Raw genomic sequence first — 15,578 nt, forward strand, 5'->3', positions numbered from 1 at the left:
GGGAACCAAGCGGTAGTTCAGAGAAGCTTGCATCCGTTGCCCGGTCCTCCAGATGGATCCTCGCCAGCGGCCCCGCCTCCTGGAGATCATCCAGAACCTCCGCGAGCGCCTCCGCGAGGCCCGCGCCAACGGCTGGCTCGGCGAGGTCGAAGGACTTCAAGTCAGCTTTGACGCCGCGATGGCCAAGCTCAACAGCCTCAAACGGGCTCCGACCGATGGACGGCCGCACCTGGTTGACCTTGGCATGCCGGTCTTCACCGACCACGCACCACGGCTTCAGCCAGGGTCGGGAGAGCCTGGATTCCGGCCCTGATCCGGTCACCGGGCGAGTTCGGCTTGGCGAAGACTGCGGAACACCTCCGGGGTCGTCCATCCGCGCAGCGTGGCGTGAATCGTCGAGCGGAAAGCGGCCTCGGCCGTGGTGGCGTCGAGGGCCCCGGCGAGTTCGAGAGTCACGAGCCCGTGCAGGGCAGCCCAGATCGACAGGGCGATCGACGTTGCTTCGCCGGCGAGGACGGACGCGGTCAAGGCACGATCGATCGCCGCGAGGAGCGGGCGGATCGGGTCACTGGCACCGGCCTCTCCCGACGGGTCGAAGGACTGCACACCACCGAACAGCACCGTGTAGAGGTGGCTGTGTCCGCGCCCCCAACGACGGTAGGCGACGGCCAGTGCGTAGAGGTCGGCGAGAGAGTCCGCGGAGGTCTGTACCGCCGACAGGTCCTGGAACAGGCCGGCGACGGCTCTGTCGCGCACCGCACGGATCAGCCCGTCCTTACCGCCGAACAAGGAGTACACCGCCGTCGTCGACGCCTCGGCGGCAGTGGCCACGGCGCGGACCGTGACGGACTCCCGCGGACGGGTGGCGAGCATCTCGGTCGCGCACTCCACAAGCCGCTCTTTGACGGCCTCGTCGTTTGTTCTGGGCCTACCCACGGTCAGCAGCCTACCCCCTCTGATAACGTCGTTTTGAAACAGTGTTCTGAAACTGTCGGAGGTCCGCCGTGCCCACGTCCGCCATACGTCTCGTCCGCTTCACCGGACGCCTACTGTTGGCCTTGGCCGCCGTTGCGGCGCTGGTCGTCGTCTTCCTCGCGCTGATCGCACTCACGGACGGGGCGGGTTCGGGGCTCGCCGCGTGGTTGACGACCCTCGGGACCGGGACCGTCCTCGCGCTGTGGCGGGGTCGGCACCGCACCTGGCCGGCGCGGCTCGTGCTGTTCCTGCCGGTGGTCGTCGCGGCGGCGTTGACGGCGGCGGTCTGCATCCCGACCGCACCGACGGCCCGGCGGTATCCGCCCGCGCTGCCGTTCGTGTCCACTCAGCACTGGAACCTGGCCACGGGCAGCCGGGTCGCGGTCTATCGCTACCCGCCTGCGAACCCCGGCCCCCGGCATCCCGTCCCGTTCGTGTACCTCCACGGAGGACCCATCCGCGGCATCTCGGTGCAAGACCACACCTTTCTGCAACTCCTGGCACGCCAGGGCTACGACGTCTACGCCTACGAACAGGCCGGCGGCGGACGAAGCGACCTGCTCCCCATGGACCAGTACACGATCTCCAGGGCGATCCGTGACCTCGCCGCCTTCGTCGACCGCCTGGACAAGGGCAAGGTCGACATCCTCGGATTCTCCGGGGGCGGAGTCGTGCTCACCCGAGCCCTGGCCGACCCAGGCGTCGCCACACGCCTGCACCGGGCGATCATCGCCGAGCCCGGGCCCATGGACGGCCCCACCGCACACATCACCGGGCACAAGGGCCGAGCATCCGCACAAAGCCTCGCCCCGAACCCGACCGGACCGCGATCGACGCACGTCCCCCGGTACGCCGTGTCATTCGGCCTCATGCGACTCGGACTCCTCAGCCCCGACACCGGACTGATCGGACAGGCCGAAGGCGCCAACGCCTTCACCGCCGCAGACCTCGGCAGCGACACCGCATCCGCCTACTGCGCGGGCGACGCGCACCGCATCCCCAGCGAGGACACCGAACAGAACTTCTCCTTCAGCCCCGCCGCCAGCCTCCGCGTCCAGCAGACAGTCAAGGACTCGCCCTCCATCGCACCGCTACTGAGGCAGTCCCGGACCCCCGCGATGCTGATGATCGCCGAATGCTCCTCCCAGGTCCGTCAATGGGCGACCGCCACCCTCGCCAATGACCCCGCCATCCAGCGCACGCAGTACATGCCCGGAGTCGGCCATCACATGTGGAACGGCCTCGACGACAACAACGACCGGGCCGCCGCCGTCATCACTGCGTTCCTTCAGGACAAGCCGGCCCCCCTGCCGAACTACCCGACCCGCGACGAGATCCCTACCTTCATGCGCAACCACAAATGAAGTCGTCGCAGCCCGGCACCGGCGTAGACGGACGAAACCGCGAAGCCGCCCGGGCTCTTGCGCGAAGTACAGCCAAGGACGAGTTCTTAGTCCGGAAAAGGAGCATCGGTCTCGGCGCGGGCGTCGTCACGTTGCTTGATCAGATCGTCGCGCTCGCGGTCGACAGCGGCGACCTCACGCCGTGATGTGCCGAGTTCCCGTCGGGCCTGCGCCGAGCGACGGGCCGAACGGCGGCCGCCCATCATGACCAGAGTCAGTCCCAATAGGGCTATGGCTCCGACGATGATTCCGATCAGAAAGAGAGATCCGGTCGAACCAGTTGCGTGGTAGCCGAAAATCGAGAAATCGCCGCCGACGCCGAGATCGTGCCCCGCACCGGTATTGCCGAATACTCCGGCCAAGCCGACCACGATAGCGGTGATCAGAATGATGAGCCCGAGGATGAGAATCACGGAATTGCTCCTTGGATCCATGCCCGGACAAGCCGCCGGACACGGCTGGCGCCCACCCTGGTTGTGAACCGTCAAGCTGAAACGGAGCACATCATGCTCGTCCTCGGCGTCATTCTTCTCGTCATCGGCTTCGTGTCGGGAATTTCGATCCTGTGGACCATCGGGATCATTCTGCTCGTGATCGGGGCCGTCCTCTGGATCCTGGGAGCGGCCGGTCACGCGGTCGGCGGCCGCCGACACTACTGGTAGTGCCGTCAGGGAACGCGCAGGGCCAGCACGACGACGTCGTCTCCGGGAGCTGGGTCCGCCGGCTTGCTGCTGATCCGGCGGAGCAGTTCGGCCAGCGGCCGGTCACCGTAGCGGGCGAGCAGGGCGACGAGTTGTGCGATGGAGACATCGATGTCGTGGCCGCGGCGTTCGATGAGCCCGTCCGTATAGAGCAACAGCGTTGAGCCCGTGGGAGGGTTGTGTCACGCCTCGGTGCGGTGGAACGGCCCGAGGCCAGGGTGGAAGAGGACGTCGTGCTCCACCAGGGGGGTCACCCGGCCGTCAGGAGTACGGAGCAGCGGCGGCGGGTGGCCGGCGTTGGACCAGGTCAGCGTCCAGCCGGGACCGCCGTCGGGGAGGTCGAGGCGGGCGTGCACCAGTGTGCCGCTGGCGTCGATGGGCAGGACCGAGCACGCTGCATCGAGGGCGGTCAGCGCCGTGGCGGGGCTGTACGGCGGGTGGTCGAGGGTGGCCTGGCGCAGCCTGCTGCGGATCTCTGGCCCGTGATCGTGGCGGCGTGCATGTCGTGGCCGGTGATGTCGCCCACCGTGACCATGAGTGCTCCGCGCTCACCGCCGGGTGAGGCGGGCGGCAGGTGGTAGGCGTCGTACCAGTCCCCACCGATCATGTCGCCGACCGCGGCCGGCTGGTACAAGGCGCTGATCTCAACGGGGTTGGTGAGGGGGAGATCAGTGAGCATGGCTTCCTGGAGCTGCCGGGCCACGGAGATGCGTTCGTCGAGGTACAGGGCGAGCTCCACCGCCTGCGCGATGTAACTGGACGCGGCGGTGAGGGTGGCACGCTCGGTGACGCCCACCTCGTGCCGCTTGGCCCAGCAGATCCTGCACCTATGCCGCGACCTGGGTGGGCACGAAGCTGCGCTGGGATCTGGCTGTGGACGAGGCCGAGCGCCAGGCGCTCCTCGGTCTCGCGGAGGACTGCCCGACGACCACCTTCGTCTACGAGCCCGCTGCCTGACCCGATTCAGTCCCAGTCATCCCATCGCGCTGGGGCTGTTCACCCATTCGGCTTTCCTCAACGTCCTGGGCCGGTGCGCAGCTCCAGGCCGCTGGTGCTGGCCGGGAGCCGCCGGGTCGGCGGCCTGACCGGTGCGGTGGGCCCGTCCGGGGGCTGTGACGACACTGGGTGAAGGACACAGCGACCGGGGCTGCGGCGGTGCTTTCACGCTGGTGGTGGGGGTAGTACGAGGATGTGGTCGTCGAGGGTTTCGGTGGTGAAGCCTGCGGTACGGAGTGCGGCAGCCAGGGCGAGACCAGTGGCGTGGTGTAGCCCGGCCAGCCCCGTACCGCCCTCGGCCGACGCGTGCGCACCGCTGGTGCGGGTAAGCAACTCGTCGATCTCTTCGGGCATCCAGCCCACCATCACGCCCCGGGCGTGGCGGACCAGATGCACGCCCTGGCCGCCCCCGCTTCCAGGGTCGAACCCTGCTTCGATGAGAGCGGTGCGCACCGCGTCCAGGAGGTCCGTCTCGTGATCATCCACAGGCCCACTGTAGAGGGCCTGCCAGGGCGTGTGGGGTGTCCGTGGCGCTGCCCCGGTCCGTGGCGGGACCCGGCCGGGGTGGCTTCAACCGGCCGGGTCCCGCGCGTGTGGACCCTCAAATCGCCCTGCCACCCTGACATGCACGAACCCCCGACTGCGCGCCGGGCAGGGGGAAGGGTGGGCCGGGCGGGTGACACGCTCACGCCTTCGGCTGCGCGGGGGGCGCGGCCGGCATCGGGTCACCTGAGGATGGGGTTTCCGTTGTGCCCCTCGCCGATTTGGAGCCACTCATGCTGGAGCGCAGGCCGCGCAAGGACGGTACCGAGGTCACGTTCGTCCTGCCGCGGGAGGATCCGCCGGGGCCGGTGAGCGTGGTGGGGGACTTCAACGACTGGCAGCCCGGAGTCCACACGCTCGAGCCGCGCAAGGACGGCAAGCGGGCGGTGACGGTCGCACTCCCGGGCGCAACGACTCAGTCCTTCCGTTACCTGGCGGCGGGCGACTACTGGTTCAACGACGAGAGCACCGACCACGACGGCCCCAACAGCCGCCTGCACACCTAGGCCGTCTTTTTCGGATTGGCTACGCACATCACTGCCGAGACCGTTTATCGGGTGGCGACGGAGAGCACATGGCGGTCCCTGGCATGTGGAATGTCGCCGAGAGAGATAGGAGCGGCTGAGCGGAGCTCAGCCCCGGTCTGGCCTCGTGCCCGTCCAGAGGATGATGTGCCTGTCGCACAGGAAACGGGTCAGGTGCAGGCCATCGATCTCAAGGTCGTCGACGATCATGTCGAGACCTATGATCTGTCCATGATCGAAGGACAGTTGGTAAGACTTCGCGCACTCCGTGCGCGGGATGCGGGCCATCACGTTCGGTGGCGCAACGATCCGGAAGTCGTCCACTGGGCCGCTGGCGGAAACCCGCGCTTCGGCCCCGTCACGGCGGAGGCCGTCGAGCTCGGCTTCGAGACGATGCTGCGGCTGAACCCGATGGAGTCGGCCGTCTTCACGGTCGAGGATCTGGCCGACGGGTCGGTGATCGGTATGGTGGACTACCGCGACCTGGACCCGTTCGCCGGGCTGGCCACGGTCGGCGTCACCATCGGCGAGCGGGACCGCTGGGGCCGCGGCCATGGCTCCGACGCGCTGCGACTGCTGGTGGGGCACCTGTTCGGGGTCTTCGGGCTGCACCGGATCGAGCTCGACACCTGGAGCGGCAACGAGCGGGCCGTCCACGCCTTCACCAAGGCGGGCTTCCGCGAGGAGGGCCGACGCCGGTCCACCGTGCTGGTGGCGGGCAAGCGCTACGACACCGTGCTGTTCGGGATGCTGCGCGAGGAATGGCCGGACACTACGCGTTGAATGTCCGTCCGGCACACGCCCCGTCAGCCATCAGGCGGCGGGGTTGCCCGCCCAAACCTTGATCAACAGCAGCGAGAGACTCCTCCCATGCGATTGGTCTGGCATGTACGCCCAGCCAGTCCTCGTGAGGGCTTCACCGGCGTCGGCCGAGAAGGGCAGCTTGCTCCTTCTTGAGTCGAGCGAAGCGCGTCGTGGTGTACTCCTTCAGCTCCGGTCCCGGGAACTGGATGACGGACTTGTATTCGCCGAACTCGCCACATGCCCAGCGCGCTGCGGTGATCTCGTAGCCAGAGACGTGGGCGCACAGGTCAAGCAGGACCGGCGGCACCTCCTCCTCGATGAGGAGGTCGGCCTTGGTGACGACCACGTCGCGCATTTTCTGGATGTTGGGCAGGAAGACGGTCGTGGCCCAGGTGCGCCACTCGGCGATCTCCTCCTCGGTGGGGGGTATGTCGTGGTCGAAGGGGTGGACCCCATCAGAGCGGACATATCTCTCGCAAAACGCCTCGTAGGCACGGCTGTTAGCCTCCATGAGTGCGAAGAGTGGACCGTAGAAGTCGCTCAGCTGCTGGTTTACCCGGGCGAGCCGGGCCTGTCGCTGCGCGAGCCTCAGCCCATTGAGGTACGTCGCCAGGTAGCCGGCGAAGGCCAGACTGACGGTCAAGATCACTGTGTTCATGAGGGGATGCTAGGCCCGCTTCTTTCAGACCATCCGATCGTTGGCCTCGTTGTTTCCGCCATGCTGGCCCGGCTGCGCACCGGTGAGGCCGTCCAGGCAGTGGTAGAGGATCTGGGAGTGCCGGTCCGCGAGGTGTTCCGCGCGGCCCGGACTGATGCGGGGCTGGCGCTCGCGCTCGCGCTGGCCGGAGTGGACCCGGACGGCATCGAGACCGTGGGCATCGTCGGCCGCGCGGACTACCTGCGGCTGCGGGCCCTGGGAGCGTCTCCCAGCCTGGCGTCCCAGATCCTGTTCGCCGACACCCTGTCCGACGTCAAGGGAGCAAGGTACGCCGTCACGGGCGGCACGATGGTCATTACCAAGAAGCAGTGAGGAGCGGCGGGGCGCTTCCGGGGAGCTGGCACCCTCCGACGGAGCATGCGCGACACACGGAATGCAGATTCGTGCGAGGGCACGACGCGTCAGGCGGTGGTGACCGTCGCCACGGGCCTGGTGTGTCGGGAGGGCCGGCACCGTAGGCGTCGTCCTACGGTGCGCTCATGCCCGACAAGCTCCCGGCCCGCATCCGCTCCCCGCTGCTGGCCCGGCTGCGCACCGGTGAGGCCGTCCAGACGGTGGCAGAGGATCTGGGAGTACCGGTCCGCGAGGTGTTCCGCGCGGCACGCAGCGATACGGGGCTGGCGCTCGCGCTGGCCGGAGTGGACCCGGACGGCATCGAGATGGTGGGCATCGTCGGCCGGGCGGACTACCTGCGGCTCCTGGCCCTGGGCGCGTCTCCCAGCCTGGCCTCCCAGATCCTGTTTGACGGTGCCGGTCAGGCCAACACGTGGCGCAGCGAGCAGCCGGCGTTCGCCGCCGCGTGCGATGCGGTGGCCACCGCGACCGTGAAGCGGGCGGAGCGCCGTCCCTCCCGCTTTACCCCGGAGCGCCGCCGCCCGTTCCTCGAGTATCTGCGGGCCGGGATGGCGACGACGAAGGCTGCGGCGGAGGTCGGCATCACTTCCGCGACGGTCTATCAGCGCCGCCGCCGAGATGCGGGTTTCGCGGCGGCCATGGACCGGGCCACCGCCACCCGCAGCACCCCGGAGCCCGCCGGCGCCGCCACTGATGCGCAGTGGACCATCTTCTACGAACATCTCGCCGTTCACGGCGTGCTCCGGCAGGCGGCCCTCGCCGCGGGGATCCGGCCCGAGACGGTCTATGACCGGCGCAGATCAGACACCGATTTCGCGCAGCAGACCGACCACCTGCGCCTTTGAGACGAGCCGGCTCTGTAGTCGCAGACGGCCTGATGCCGTGGGAGGTCAGGCGAGGCGGGAGCCGATCCGGAACCGCATCTCGCCTGCGGCCCGGCGGATGTCATCGCTCTGGCCGGTGTCATCGAGGAGCCCGAAGAGCACCATCAACGCCCGGAACTCGTCTTCGCTGATGAGCTTCACGCGGGTTCGGTGACGCCGTCGAGCAGGGTGTCCAGCAGGTCCAGTGTCTCGTCCATGCCGGGGACAACGCCGCACAGACCCGGACGTCACCCCCGGGGGCACCCCGGGCAGGCTGCCGAGACCGGGGTGGGGCCGGGGATTACGCCGGCGCAGCGGACGCGGCGCGCCCCCCGGTCACTCGAGCACTCCGAGGGCGACGTCAGGCCGGCAGTGCGGGCACGCGGGTACCCCCTCGGCCAGCGCCCGACGCGCCTCGTCGGTGCTCAGGGCCATGCAGCGTTTCCGGGCGTCCCAGCAGTCCCCGGCGTGCAACGCGGTCCCTTACGTGCCGACCATGCGTCGGAAGTCGCTGGGAGACATTCCGTACGCGAGGCGGAAAGCGCGGGCGAAATGAGCCTGGTGGCGAAAGCCCCATCGGGCTGCGGTCTGGCCGATACTCCGGTGCGCGATCCGCGGATTGGTGAGATCGGCTCGGCTGCGCTCCAGTCGGCGCTGGCGGATCGTGGCGCCAACCGTCTCCGGCTGCTGCTGGAACAGCTGGTGCAGTAGGCGTACGGAGATGTGGTGGTGTACTGCGATGGTGGCCGGAGTTAGATCGGGGTCGGCCAGGTTGTGGTCGATGAAGGCCTGGATCCGGGCGAGCAGAGCCTGGTGGCGGGTCTCGGCCGGAAGGGTAGGGGGACTGTCGAGTCGGCTGGCCAGGAAGACCGTGGCCAGATCGACCGCGATGGCGCCCAAGCGCTGTAGCTCGTCGGCTTCACATCGGTCGGTGCTCTCGCGCAGGCCGGCCAGGTAGCCGGCGAGGAGCGCGCCCGCTCCTGTGCGGGAGGACAGGCGGGTGCCCAGCAGTCTGTCGATCCGGTCGGGTGGGAGCGGCAGGGTGGTTCTGGGCAGCCGGAGCAGGGTGACGCGCGAGAGTCTGCTGTGATCCTCGAACTCGCAGGCCAGAGATCGGGAGGTGTCGAACAGGGCCATGTCTCTGGCCTTGAGCAGGGTGTTGCTGCGGCGCTGTTCCAGCCCCATTGGGCTGCCGTGCACCAGGAAGAGGAAGTAGCAGTCCGGGTCGGAGCGCCGGATGTCCGCGGGTGCCCGCTGGGCCGACATCGGCGAGAAGGAGAAAGAAGACACCTCGGTCTGCGGCAGACGCAGCGACGTCGCTGCTCCTCTGAAGCGGTCGGCATGCTGGCTGGTGATCGACACAGCCCCGACTGCTTCGCTGACCATCCCGTTCCACCACTCGAAGCCGTCCCGATCGCTGACGCTGTTGGTGGATACGGAGACGGACAGCTCCGATTCAACTTCTCTGGCTGTCATCGCGCCCCTAGCCCATCCGGTCACCAGGTCCACCTTCATGCTCAGGCACCTAGCGGGTGGCGGGCGAGCACCCTGCCGGTCACCTTCGGGGTGCACTCCACGCCAAATGCGTGCGCTGACAGCTAGAGCATGGGCAGCGGAGTCCTAGTGATACTCGTGGCCATGCGGTGTAGATGCTGCCCGGCGTACACCGTTCGACTGTCCATCCCCGGGACTGTAAATCGTTCGGGTCTGTCCCGTAGTCGGTGGTGACGCCGGGTAGCTGTCCTTGATCATGAATTTGTGATGGATTTCAAGTCCCTGCTGGGGACGGTGTTTTCCGGTCTGTCGGCGCTGGTCGTCGAGGATGTGGCGGACGGCGGTGACGCGGTGGTGGTCACGGCTCGCACCCGGACTGTGGCGGTGCCGTGTCCGGTGTGCGGGACCCCGACAGCGAAGGGGCACGGCTATCACCGCCGGACGGTGACGGACGTGCCGGTCGACGGCCGCGAGGTCGTCGTCCACCTGCGCGTACGACGGCTGGTCTGTCCGGTGCCGGGCTGCCTTCGGCAGACTTTCCGCGAGCAGATCCCCGGGCTGCTGGAGCGTCATCAGCGCCGCACGGCGCGGCTGACCGCCCAGATATCCCAGGTGGCGCGGGAGTTATGCGGTCGGGCGGCCGCGCGTCTGACCGGCCTGTTGGCCGTTCCGGTCTCCCGCAGCACCGCACTGCGCCATCTGCGACGCTTGCCACTGCCACAGCAGGCCATCCCGCGAGTGATCGGCGTGGATGATTTCGCCCTGCGCCGCCGCCACCGCTACGCCACGATCATCACGGATGCCGAGACCGGCCGACCCCTCGAGGTCCTGCCCGACCGCGAGGCGCCACCCTGGAAGTCTGGCTGCGGACACATCCCGGTGTCGAGATCGTGTGCCGGGACGGCTCGGCCACCTATGCTGAGGCCGTCCGCCGCGCCCTGCCCGACGCGGTGCAGGTCAGCGACCGGTGGCACCTGTGGCGAAATCTCTGCGACAAAGTCCAGCTCGAGGTCCGAGCGCATGCCGGCTGCTGGGCCACGATCAACCCGCCCCGCCCCGGCGGAGTACGCGAGCAGACCACCCGCGAACGCTGGAACAAAGTCCACGATCTCCTCGGCCAGGGCGTCGGCCTGCTCCCGCCGCCTGGGCGTCGCCCTGAATACTGTCAAACGCTACGCCCGCATACCCGAACCACAGGCACTGCGCATCGCCCCGGCCTACCGGCCCACCCTCGTCGACCCCTACCGCGACCATCTGCGCCGGCGCCGCGCCGAGGAGCCGGCCGTCCCGGTCACCCATCTCCTCGAAGAGATCCGGAAGCTGGGCTACACCGGCAGCGCGAACCTGCTGGTCCGCTACCTCAACCAGGGCCGCGCCGAAGGCGACCGCCCCGTCACCACCCCACGTCACGTCGGCCGCCTCCTGCTCACCGACCCCCGAGGACCTGCGCCCGAAGGAAGCGGTCCTGCTGGAGAAGATCGCCGCAGCCTGCCCGGAGATGGCCGCACTCGCCCAACTCGTACGCGGCTTCGCAGCCCTACTGAAACCGGCCGAGGGCAACGACGTGAAACAGACTGAGTGGATCACGGCCGCCCGCACCGTCGACCTGCCCCACCTGCGCAGCCTCACCAACGGCCTCGAAATCGACCGGGCCGCCGTCGACGCCGGCCTCACCCTGCCCTACCACAACGGCCGAACCGAAGGCGTCAACACCCGCACCAAGAGGATCACGAGACAGATGCACGGACGCGCCGGCTTCGACCTCCTGCGCCACCGCATCCTCCTGCCCTGACCACTACCCCGCGTCACCACCGACTACGGGACAGACCCGAACGATTGACAGACCCCAACGTCGCTCAACAGCCGCTCTCCGCTGAGCGAGTAGGAGCACGCATTGCCCGCCTCGCACGCACAGCCAACGTTTTCTGCACACCAGGACAATGACACCCCCTTCATCCCGGGAGAAGCTGACAGCTCCAAGGAAATTGACTGCGCTCCGTCAAGCCTCATAGTTCGGGGTCCGGACGCTGTTTGGCACACAACTCGAACGGGAGGACCACGTGTCTCGGAACACATTCAAGATCTTGGCTGTCACAGCTGCGACTGTCGCCGCTCTCTACGCGGCCACGGGAACCAGCTCAGCCGCGGCCTCAGGCTGGGACTGCAGCGGGTACGGCTGCGACAACTGGGACCCCTACGGACTGAGCTGGGAGAAGAAGGACAGCGACGCCAACAAGAGTTACTCGTCCGGAGGTGAGTGGATAAACATCGCGCTCAAATCGGGGCGCCACAACGGGCAGTGGTTCGGATGGGCCGAGATATCGAATCCCACTGGGACCGGGAACGACTGGCACGGGTGGATCGACCGCTCGACGGACGGCGGGGCACACTGGGACGGGCTGCGCGGCATGTTCGCGCTCAAGTCGACGTTCCACGGCTCGATGCAGTACTGGCCCGACGGCACGTCCCTGCGCGCCTGCATGGCCTATCCCAACCACGGTGCCGTCTGCACGAAGTGGGTTAGCTGAGCCTCTTCCTTCCTGAACACCCGCCGCTCAGGAAGTGTGGGGCGGCTTGGGCGATGCGGCGGCTGAACAGCAGGCTCTATCGACGCCGTGCGCACCGCCGTAGGCTCTCAGGGCAAATCGAGCTAGCCTCGCGCTTTCACGAAGCGGGCTGTCCAGCTGGTGATCAGGACAGCAGAAAGTGCCTCTGACCAGCGAGAATGAGGATTGTCTAGGCCCTTGTTCCCGCCCCTGCCGGAGGCACTTTCCAGGTGAAGAAGCGTATCGGGTCGTACCCACGTGTCCGCGCTGAGGGCGGCGGTCGCGGGGTGGTCTCGCAGGCCGGGGCCGTGCTGCTGGTGGAAGCGGCCGGCACCATGCCCCGGCGTACACAACAGGCGACTCCGCGTCCTCGGTCCGCTGCGACGCTGGGGCTGCTTGCGCGTGGTCGGCGGGTGGATGTGAGAAGGGTGAGGGCTTTGTGGGGGTGGCTGGTGTCAGCGTCGGGCGTCAACCTCGTCCGCGCATGTCACGCGGGATGCCGAACGCGTGAGATGGGGCTTGGCGAGGAGTCCGCCCGCCGCGTCGGTTGTCGGCCGGGCATCGGCCGCCGTCACACGTCGCCGTCACGCAGCCGGGCCGACAGCACTCGCTTACCCGTCCGCTGGCGTCCGGCCCCGGCCGCCTGACCATTGACGACCCGGCCGTCGTCGTCGTGGGCAAGGGACGGCAACCACGGCCTGCCGGATGGCCTGTTCGACGACTGCACCGCGACACGGCACGCTTCGAGGCCTCGGCATGCGGCCATTTCGTCATCGACCGGTTGTTCCGGCTCATGGTGCATTCACCGATGCGGACTCGTAGGAGAGCTGTCAGCCGGGAGGTTGAGTTCCAGGCGTGGCTCGGTGACGGCGTCGAGCAGGGTGTTCAGCAGGTCAGTGTCTCGTCCAAGCCGGGGGAGCGGGTACGGACCGGAAGGCCGCCCGATCAGGTGCCGCGTTCGATCAGCCACGCGGGCGTCTCGGGCAGGCCTGGCGCGGTGGGGCGAGGGCTTCTGCGTTCTCCCGTGCTGCGCAGTGCCTCGGCGTAGAGGAGCTTCCTGCGGCGTGGAGTGGCGGATTAGTCTTCGAAGTAGTTGGTCAGGACGCAGCCCTTCACGAGTGCGGGGTCCTTGCGGTAGCCACTGGGCGGGTTGAAGTCCGGGTGGCAATTGAGGATCAGGAGGCCGCCGGGCTTGATCGCGTTGCGGATGACCGCCTTCTGGTCGGGCAGGACGGCGAAGTCCTGGCCGAGGAGGAATTTGCCGCGGTGGCCCTTGTTCGGGCTTTCCTTCCGGTCCTCGTCGAGTTCAGCCTTGTACCTGGCCTGGAAGGTCTTCAGGTCTTTGAACATGAAGATGCGGGTGCCCCTGCCGCAGGCGCCGCGCTCGGTAACGCCCCACTTCTGGTCGTAGGTCTCGTCGCCGGGGAAGAAGTCGTCGTCGTGCGGGTCGGTGGAGAGGTCGTTGCAGTCGGCGTAGGTGTTGACGATCTGGGCGGCTTTTGCCATCGAGCCCGCCTTGGGCAGCCCGGCCTTGCCGTTCTGGTCGGTGCCGCCCAGTGCGTCGGTGCCGCCGTTCTTCGCGGGTGCCGGGTTGCCCAGAGAACCATCGATAGAACTGGCTCCGCTCTCGCTCCCGCACGCGGTCAGAGTCGCGAGGGAGAGCAGGGCCGCGGTCGCGACGGCGACGAGTCGTTGGATGCGCATGGTGGCCGGAACTCCCGTGTCAATGATCAGAACGCGCCGACTCTAGGATCGCTGGCGTGCGCATGGCAAATACGTGCTGCTGGACGGCCCCGGGACCCGTTGGGTGGCACGGAGTTGTATTCGGAGTGCGACTGGCTGGCGGTCGTGGCCTGGCTGCTGGCCAACGCCAGGATCGAGTGCAGCAAGAGCGTGCCGGCCGGCCTCGCGGGTTGGGCGGCGCGGATGGACGCCCGGTTCCAGCTCGATGATCGGTGACTGGCCCTGGCCGATCAAGCGGCAGGGGAGGACCGGTTGTCCGGTTGGTTCCACCGAGACGCCGGGTGGCTGTGGACGGGCGAATGTTTCGGCCCGTGCAGGGAGCGAAGGATTTGTCGAACTACAGGCGTGGGTGCGAAGAATTCCGCAGAACGGTTGTTACTTGATCGATTGCTCCGGGTGGGTGAGGCGGGGGGAGGAGTGCGCTTGGGGGTGCGCCGGGGCGTGCTGTTGCCGGGTGCCGCTGGTGGGCCGGGTGGGTGTAGCCGCCAGTGGATGTCAGGGTCACGCCGGGAAGCATGTGTGCAATATGCAGGCGAGTATGACTGGTATGTCCGTGTCTGGTAACCGGCCTCGACAAGGGCTGTGGTGGGGCAGGTGCGGGGATCTCCTGGACCAGCTGACCGCTGCCTGTTCCGAGATGACCTACCTGGCCACCGCCGTCCGGTCTTTCGCCCCGCTGCTGAAGCCTCAGCCCGAGAACGCCGACGCGCTCGATCTCTGGATCGCCCAGGTCCGTACTGCCGACCTGCCGCACCTGCATGCCTTCAGTCGCGGCCTCGAGCGAGACCGCGACGCCGTGATCGCCGCGGTCACACTTCCGTGCAGCAACGGCCCGACCGAGGGGATCAACGCAAAGACCAAGCGGATCGCCCGCCAGATGCACGGACGAGCAGGCTTCACCCTGCTCCGCCACCGCATCCTCCTCGGATAACAACACTCTCCGTCACCACCGAATCTGAGACAGAGCCGATCGAAGCTCTGGCTCACATTCGGTGGTGACGGAGAGTGTTGTTCTTCCGGGTGGTGCAGAGATCTGCTCTGAGCTGGATCTTTACCGATTGCCACGCCGAACAGCCTGGTTTGGCAGGCACTCCCCAGCGATGACTCGGCGGTTGCATTGCCCGCGCAGTGGAGAACGGCACGTCACGAACTCGGCCCCTGGCCTGCAGAGATCAGATACGCACACCCTGTAACCCACGGCATGACTGTCAGTCACCACCGGAAGTGAGCCAGAGCCGAACGATTTACAGTCCCCCATCACCCTCGCCTCATGACCGCCCCAAACAGCCCCATACCCGGCACCACATCCTTGACGAAGGACATAGAGACACCCCCCGACTCGCCCGAGCACTCGCCCGAGCTCTGAGTGAGATCCACGAACGACTGTTGCCCCCAAGGCGGTTGTGCTCCAACCCCCGCGTCATCAAACGCAAGATGTCCAACTGGGCACTCAAACGCACCGAGCACCTCGGCCCACCCCAACCCGGCATCCCCACGGTCGCGCTGGTCGGGCCAACCAAAACCGGCCCGACCAAGCGAAAACCCACCTAAATCACCGATATTGCGCCAGGACGTCGGGGCCGCCGTTCCGCCGCTGCCGGCGCCTGCTTCGTAGGCACTGCCTCCGCGGCCCCCGTTCGCGGTCACGGTGATGCCGTTGACGGTGATGGTGGTGTCGCCGCCGCCGCTTCCGGCCTGTCCTGCCGCTCCCTGCTGAGATGTCCGTCACGACAGGCAGTCCAGGCTCCCCAACCGGGGGCCCTGAAACCGCCTGCGCACAGGATGAGGAACCCCAGCCGATGCGCGGCTGGGGTTCCTCGGTGCGGTGAGTTTCGGTCAGCAGGTGGAGTTGCCCACGCCGTAAACCGCTCGTCTACACGTCGGCGGACCGCACCACAGCGCGATCACCGTGGA

General features: G+C 67.8%; 18 protein-coding genes and 3 pseudogenes. 11 read left to right on the top strand and 10 right to left on the bottom strand.

Annotation, left to right across the window (positions count from 1 at the left end):
- The first annotated feature begins 52 nt into the window (after window positions 1-52).
- Complete coding sequence (locus OHT74_RS40445; protein WP_328623161.1) at window positions 53-313, top strand: hypothetical protein; 261 nt, start codon at window positions 53-55, stop codon at window positions 311-313.
- A gap of 5 nt (window positions 314-318) precedes the next feature.
- Here the strand turns inward: OHT74_RS40445 and OHT74_RS40450 are convergent, their stop codons facing one another.
- Window positions 319-936 carry a TetR/AcrR family transcriptional regulator gene (locus tag OHT74_RS40450; RefSeq protein ID WP_328623162.1) on the bottom strand — a complete coding sequence of 206 codons (618 nt, stop codon included), beginning with the start codon at window positions 934-936 and terminating at the stop codon, window positions 319-321.
- Between the two features lie 122 nt (window positions 937-1,058).
- Between OHT74_RS40450 and OHT74_RS40455 the strand changes: the two genes are divergently transcribed.
- Window positions 1,059-2,339, top strand: a complete 1,281-nt coding sequence (locus OHT74_RS40455) for an alpha/beta hydrolase (protein ID WP_328623163.1) — start codon at window positions 1,059-1,061, stop codon at window positions 2,337-2,339.
- An 86-nt stretch (window positions 2,340-2,425) separates the two neighbouring features.
- On the opposite strand, the gene OHT74_RS40460 is transcribed toward OHT74_RS40455, so the two are convergent.
- The gene (locus OHT74_RS40460) at window positions 2,426-2,791 is read right to left on the bottom strand and encodes a hypothetical protein (RefSeq protein WP_328623164.1); all 366 of its coding nucleotides are present in this window, start codon (window positions 2,789-2,791) and stop codon (window positions 2,426-2,428) included.
- Window positions 2,792-2,884: 93 nt separating this feature from the next.
- On the opposite strand from OHT74_RS40460, the gene OHT74_RS40465 reads away from it, so the two are divergent.
- Window positions 2,885-3,040 carry a DUF6131 family protein gene (locus OHT74_RS40465; RefSeq protein ID WP_266674759.1) on the top strand — a complete coding sequence of 52 codons (156 nt, stop codon included), beginning with the start codon at window positions 2,885-2,887 and terminating at the stop codon, window positions 3,038-3,040.
- A 5-nt stretch (window positions 3,041-3,045) separates the two neighbouring features.
- On the opposite strand, the pseudogene OHT74_RS40470 reads toward OHT74_RS40465, so the two are convergent.
- The 3 genes and pseudogenes from OHT74_RS40470 to OHT74_RS40485 form a co-directional block, all read right to left on the bottom strand.
- Window positions 3,046-3,552: pseudogene (locus OHT74_RS40470) on the bottom strand (PP2C family protein-serine/threonine phosphatase).
- Window positions 3,489-3,875: a PP2C family protein-serine/threonine phosphatase gene (locus tag OHT74_RS40475; RefSeq protein WP_328623165.1), complete on the bottom strand. Its 387-nt coding sequence runs from the start codon at window positions 3,873-3,875 to the stop codon at window positions 3,489-3,491. The pseudogene OHT74_RS40470 and the gene OHT74_RS40475 overlap by 64 nt, the downstream one beginning before the upstream one ends.
- A gap of 365 nt (window positions 3,876-4,240) precedes the next feature.
- A complete protein-coding gene (locus OHT74_RS40485) occupies window positions 4,241-4,561 on the bottom strand; it encodes a hypothetical protein (protein ID WP_266674757.1) in 321 nt (106 codons plus the stop codon).
- 290 nt (window positions 4,562-4,851) lie between these two features.
- Here OHT74_RS40485 and OHT74_RS40490 point away from each other — a divergent pair, with 290 nt between their 5' ends.
- Together OHT74_RS40490 and OHT74_RS40495 are read left to right on the top strand one after the other, a co-directional pair.
- The gene (locus tag OHT74_RS40490) at window positions 4,852-5,124 is read left to right on the top strand and encodes a hypothetical protein (RefSeq protein ID WP_328623166.1); all 273 of its coding nucleotides are present in this window, start codon (window positions 4,852-4,854) and stop codon (window positions 5,122-5,124) included.
- Window positions 5,125-5,373: 249 nt separating this feature from the next.
- A complete protein-coding gene (locus tag OHT74_RS40495; protein ID WP_266674729.1) occupies window positions 5,374-5,925 on the top strand; it encodes a GNAT family N-acetyltransferase in 552 nt (183 codons plus the stop codon).
- Window positions 5,926-6,058: 133 nt separating this feature from the next.
- Here the strand turns inward: OHT74_RS40495 and OHT74_RS40500 are convergent, their stop codons facing one another.
- Window positions 6,059-6,604, bottom strand: a complete 546-nt coding sequence (locus OHT74_RS40500; protein ID WP_328623167.1) for a hypothetical protein — start codon at window positions 6,602-6,604, stop codon at window positions 6,059-6,061.
- Window positions 6,605-6,721: 117 nt separating this feature from the next.
- On the opposite strand from OHT74_RS40500, the gene OHT74_RS40505 reads away from it, so the two are divergent.
- Both OHT74_RS40505 and OHT74_RS40510 read left to right on the top strand, forming a co-directional pair.
- Entirely contained in the window at window positions 6,722-6,976 is a 255-nt protein-coding gene (locus tag OHT74_RS40505) for a hypothetical protein (protein WP_328623168.1), read from the top strand.
- Window positions 6,977-7,143: 167 nt separating this feature from the next.
- Entirely contained in the window at window positions 7,144-7,863 is a 720-nt protein-coding gene (locus OHT74_RS40510) for a hypothetical protein (protein WP_328623169.1), read from the top strand.
- 45 nt (window positions 7,864-7,908) lie between these two features.
- On the opposite strand, the gene OHT74_RS40515 is transcribed toward OHT74_RS40510, so the two are convergent.
- From OHT74_RS40515 to OHT74_RS40525, 3 genes are all read right to left on the bottom strand, one after another.
- The gene (locus OHT74_RS40515) at window positions 7,909-8,043 is read right to left on the bottom strand and encodes a hypothetical protein (protein ID WP_328623170.1); all 135 of its coding nucleotides are present in this window, start codon (window positions 8,041-8,043) and stop codon (window positions 7,909-7,911) included.
- Between the two features lie 174 nt (window positions 8,044-8,217).
- Window positions 8,218-8,355: a DUF6233 domain-containing protein gene (locus OHT74_RS40520; protein WP_328623171.1), complete on the bottom strand. Its 138-nt coding sequence runs from the start codon at window positions 8,353-8,355 to the stop codon at window positions 8,218-8,220.
- Window positions 8,356-8,364: 9 nt separating this feature from the next.
- Window positions 8,365-9,396 carry a helix-turn-helix domain-containing protein gene (locus OHT74_RS40525; protein ID WP_328623172.1) on the bottom strand — a complete coding sequence of 344 codons (1,032 nt, stop codon included), beginning with the start codon at window positions 9,394-9,396 and terminating at the stop codon, window positions 8,365-8,367.
- Between the two features lie 246 nt (window positions 9,397-9,642).
- Between OHT74_RS40525 and OHT74_RS40530 the strand changes: the two are divergent.
- Window positions 9,643-11,167: pseudogene (locus tag OHT74_RS40530) on the top strand (ISL3 family transposase).
- 292 nt (window positions 11,168-11,459) lie between these two features.
- Window positions 11,460-11,903, top strand: a complete 444-nt coding sequence (locus OHT74_RS40535) for a hypothetical protein (protein WP_328623173.1) — start codon at window positions 11,460-11,462, stop codon at window positions 11,901-11,903.
- Window positions 11,904-12,998: 1,095 nt separating this feature from the next.
- On the opposite strand, the gene OHT74_RS40540 is transcribed toward OHT74_RS40535, so the two are convergent.
- A complete protein-coding gene (locus tag OHT74_RS40540; protein ID WP_328623174.1) occupies window positions 12,999-13,625 on the bottom strand; it encodes a hypothetical protein in 627 nt (208 codons plus the stop codon).
- 114 nt (window positions 13,626-13,739) lie between these two features.
- On the opposite strand from OHT74_RS40540, the gene OHT74_RS40545 reads away from it, so the two are divergent.
- Together OHT74_RS40545 and OHT74_RS40550 are read left to right on the top strand one after the other, a co-directional pair.
- Complete coding sequence (locus tag OHT74_RS40545) at window positions 13,740-13,880, top strand: hypothetical protein (RefSeq protein ID WP_328623175.1); 141 nt, start codon at window positions 13,740-13,742, stop codon at window positions 13,878-13,880.
- A 385-nt stretch (window positions 13,881-14,265) separates the two neighbouring features.
- Window positions 14,266-14,595 (top strand): annotated as a pseudogene (locus OHT74_RS40550) (transposase); the annotation flags it as partial.
- Between the last annotated feature and the right edge of the window lie 983 nt (window positions 14,596-15,578).

The sequence above is a fragment of the Streptomyces sp. NBC_00354 genome, assembly GCF_036106915.1.
Taxonomy (GTDB): Bacteria; Actinomycetota; Actinomycetes; order Streptomycetales; family Streptomycetaceae; genus Streptomyces.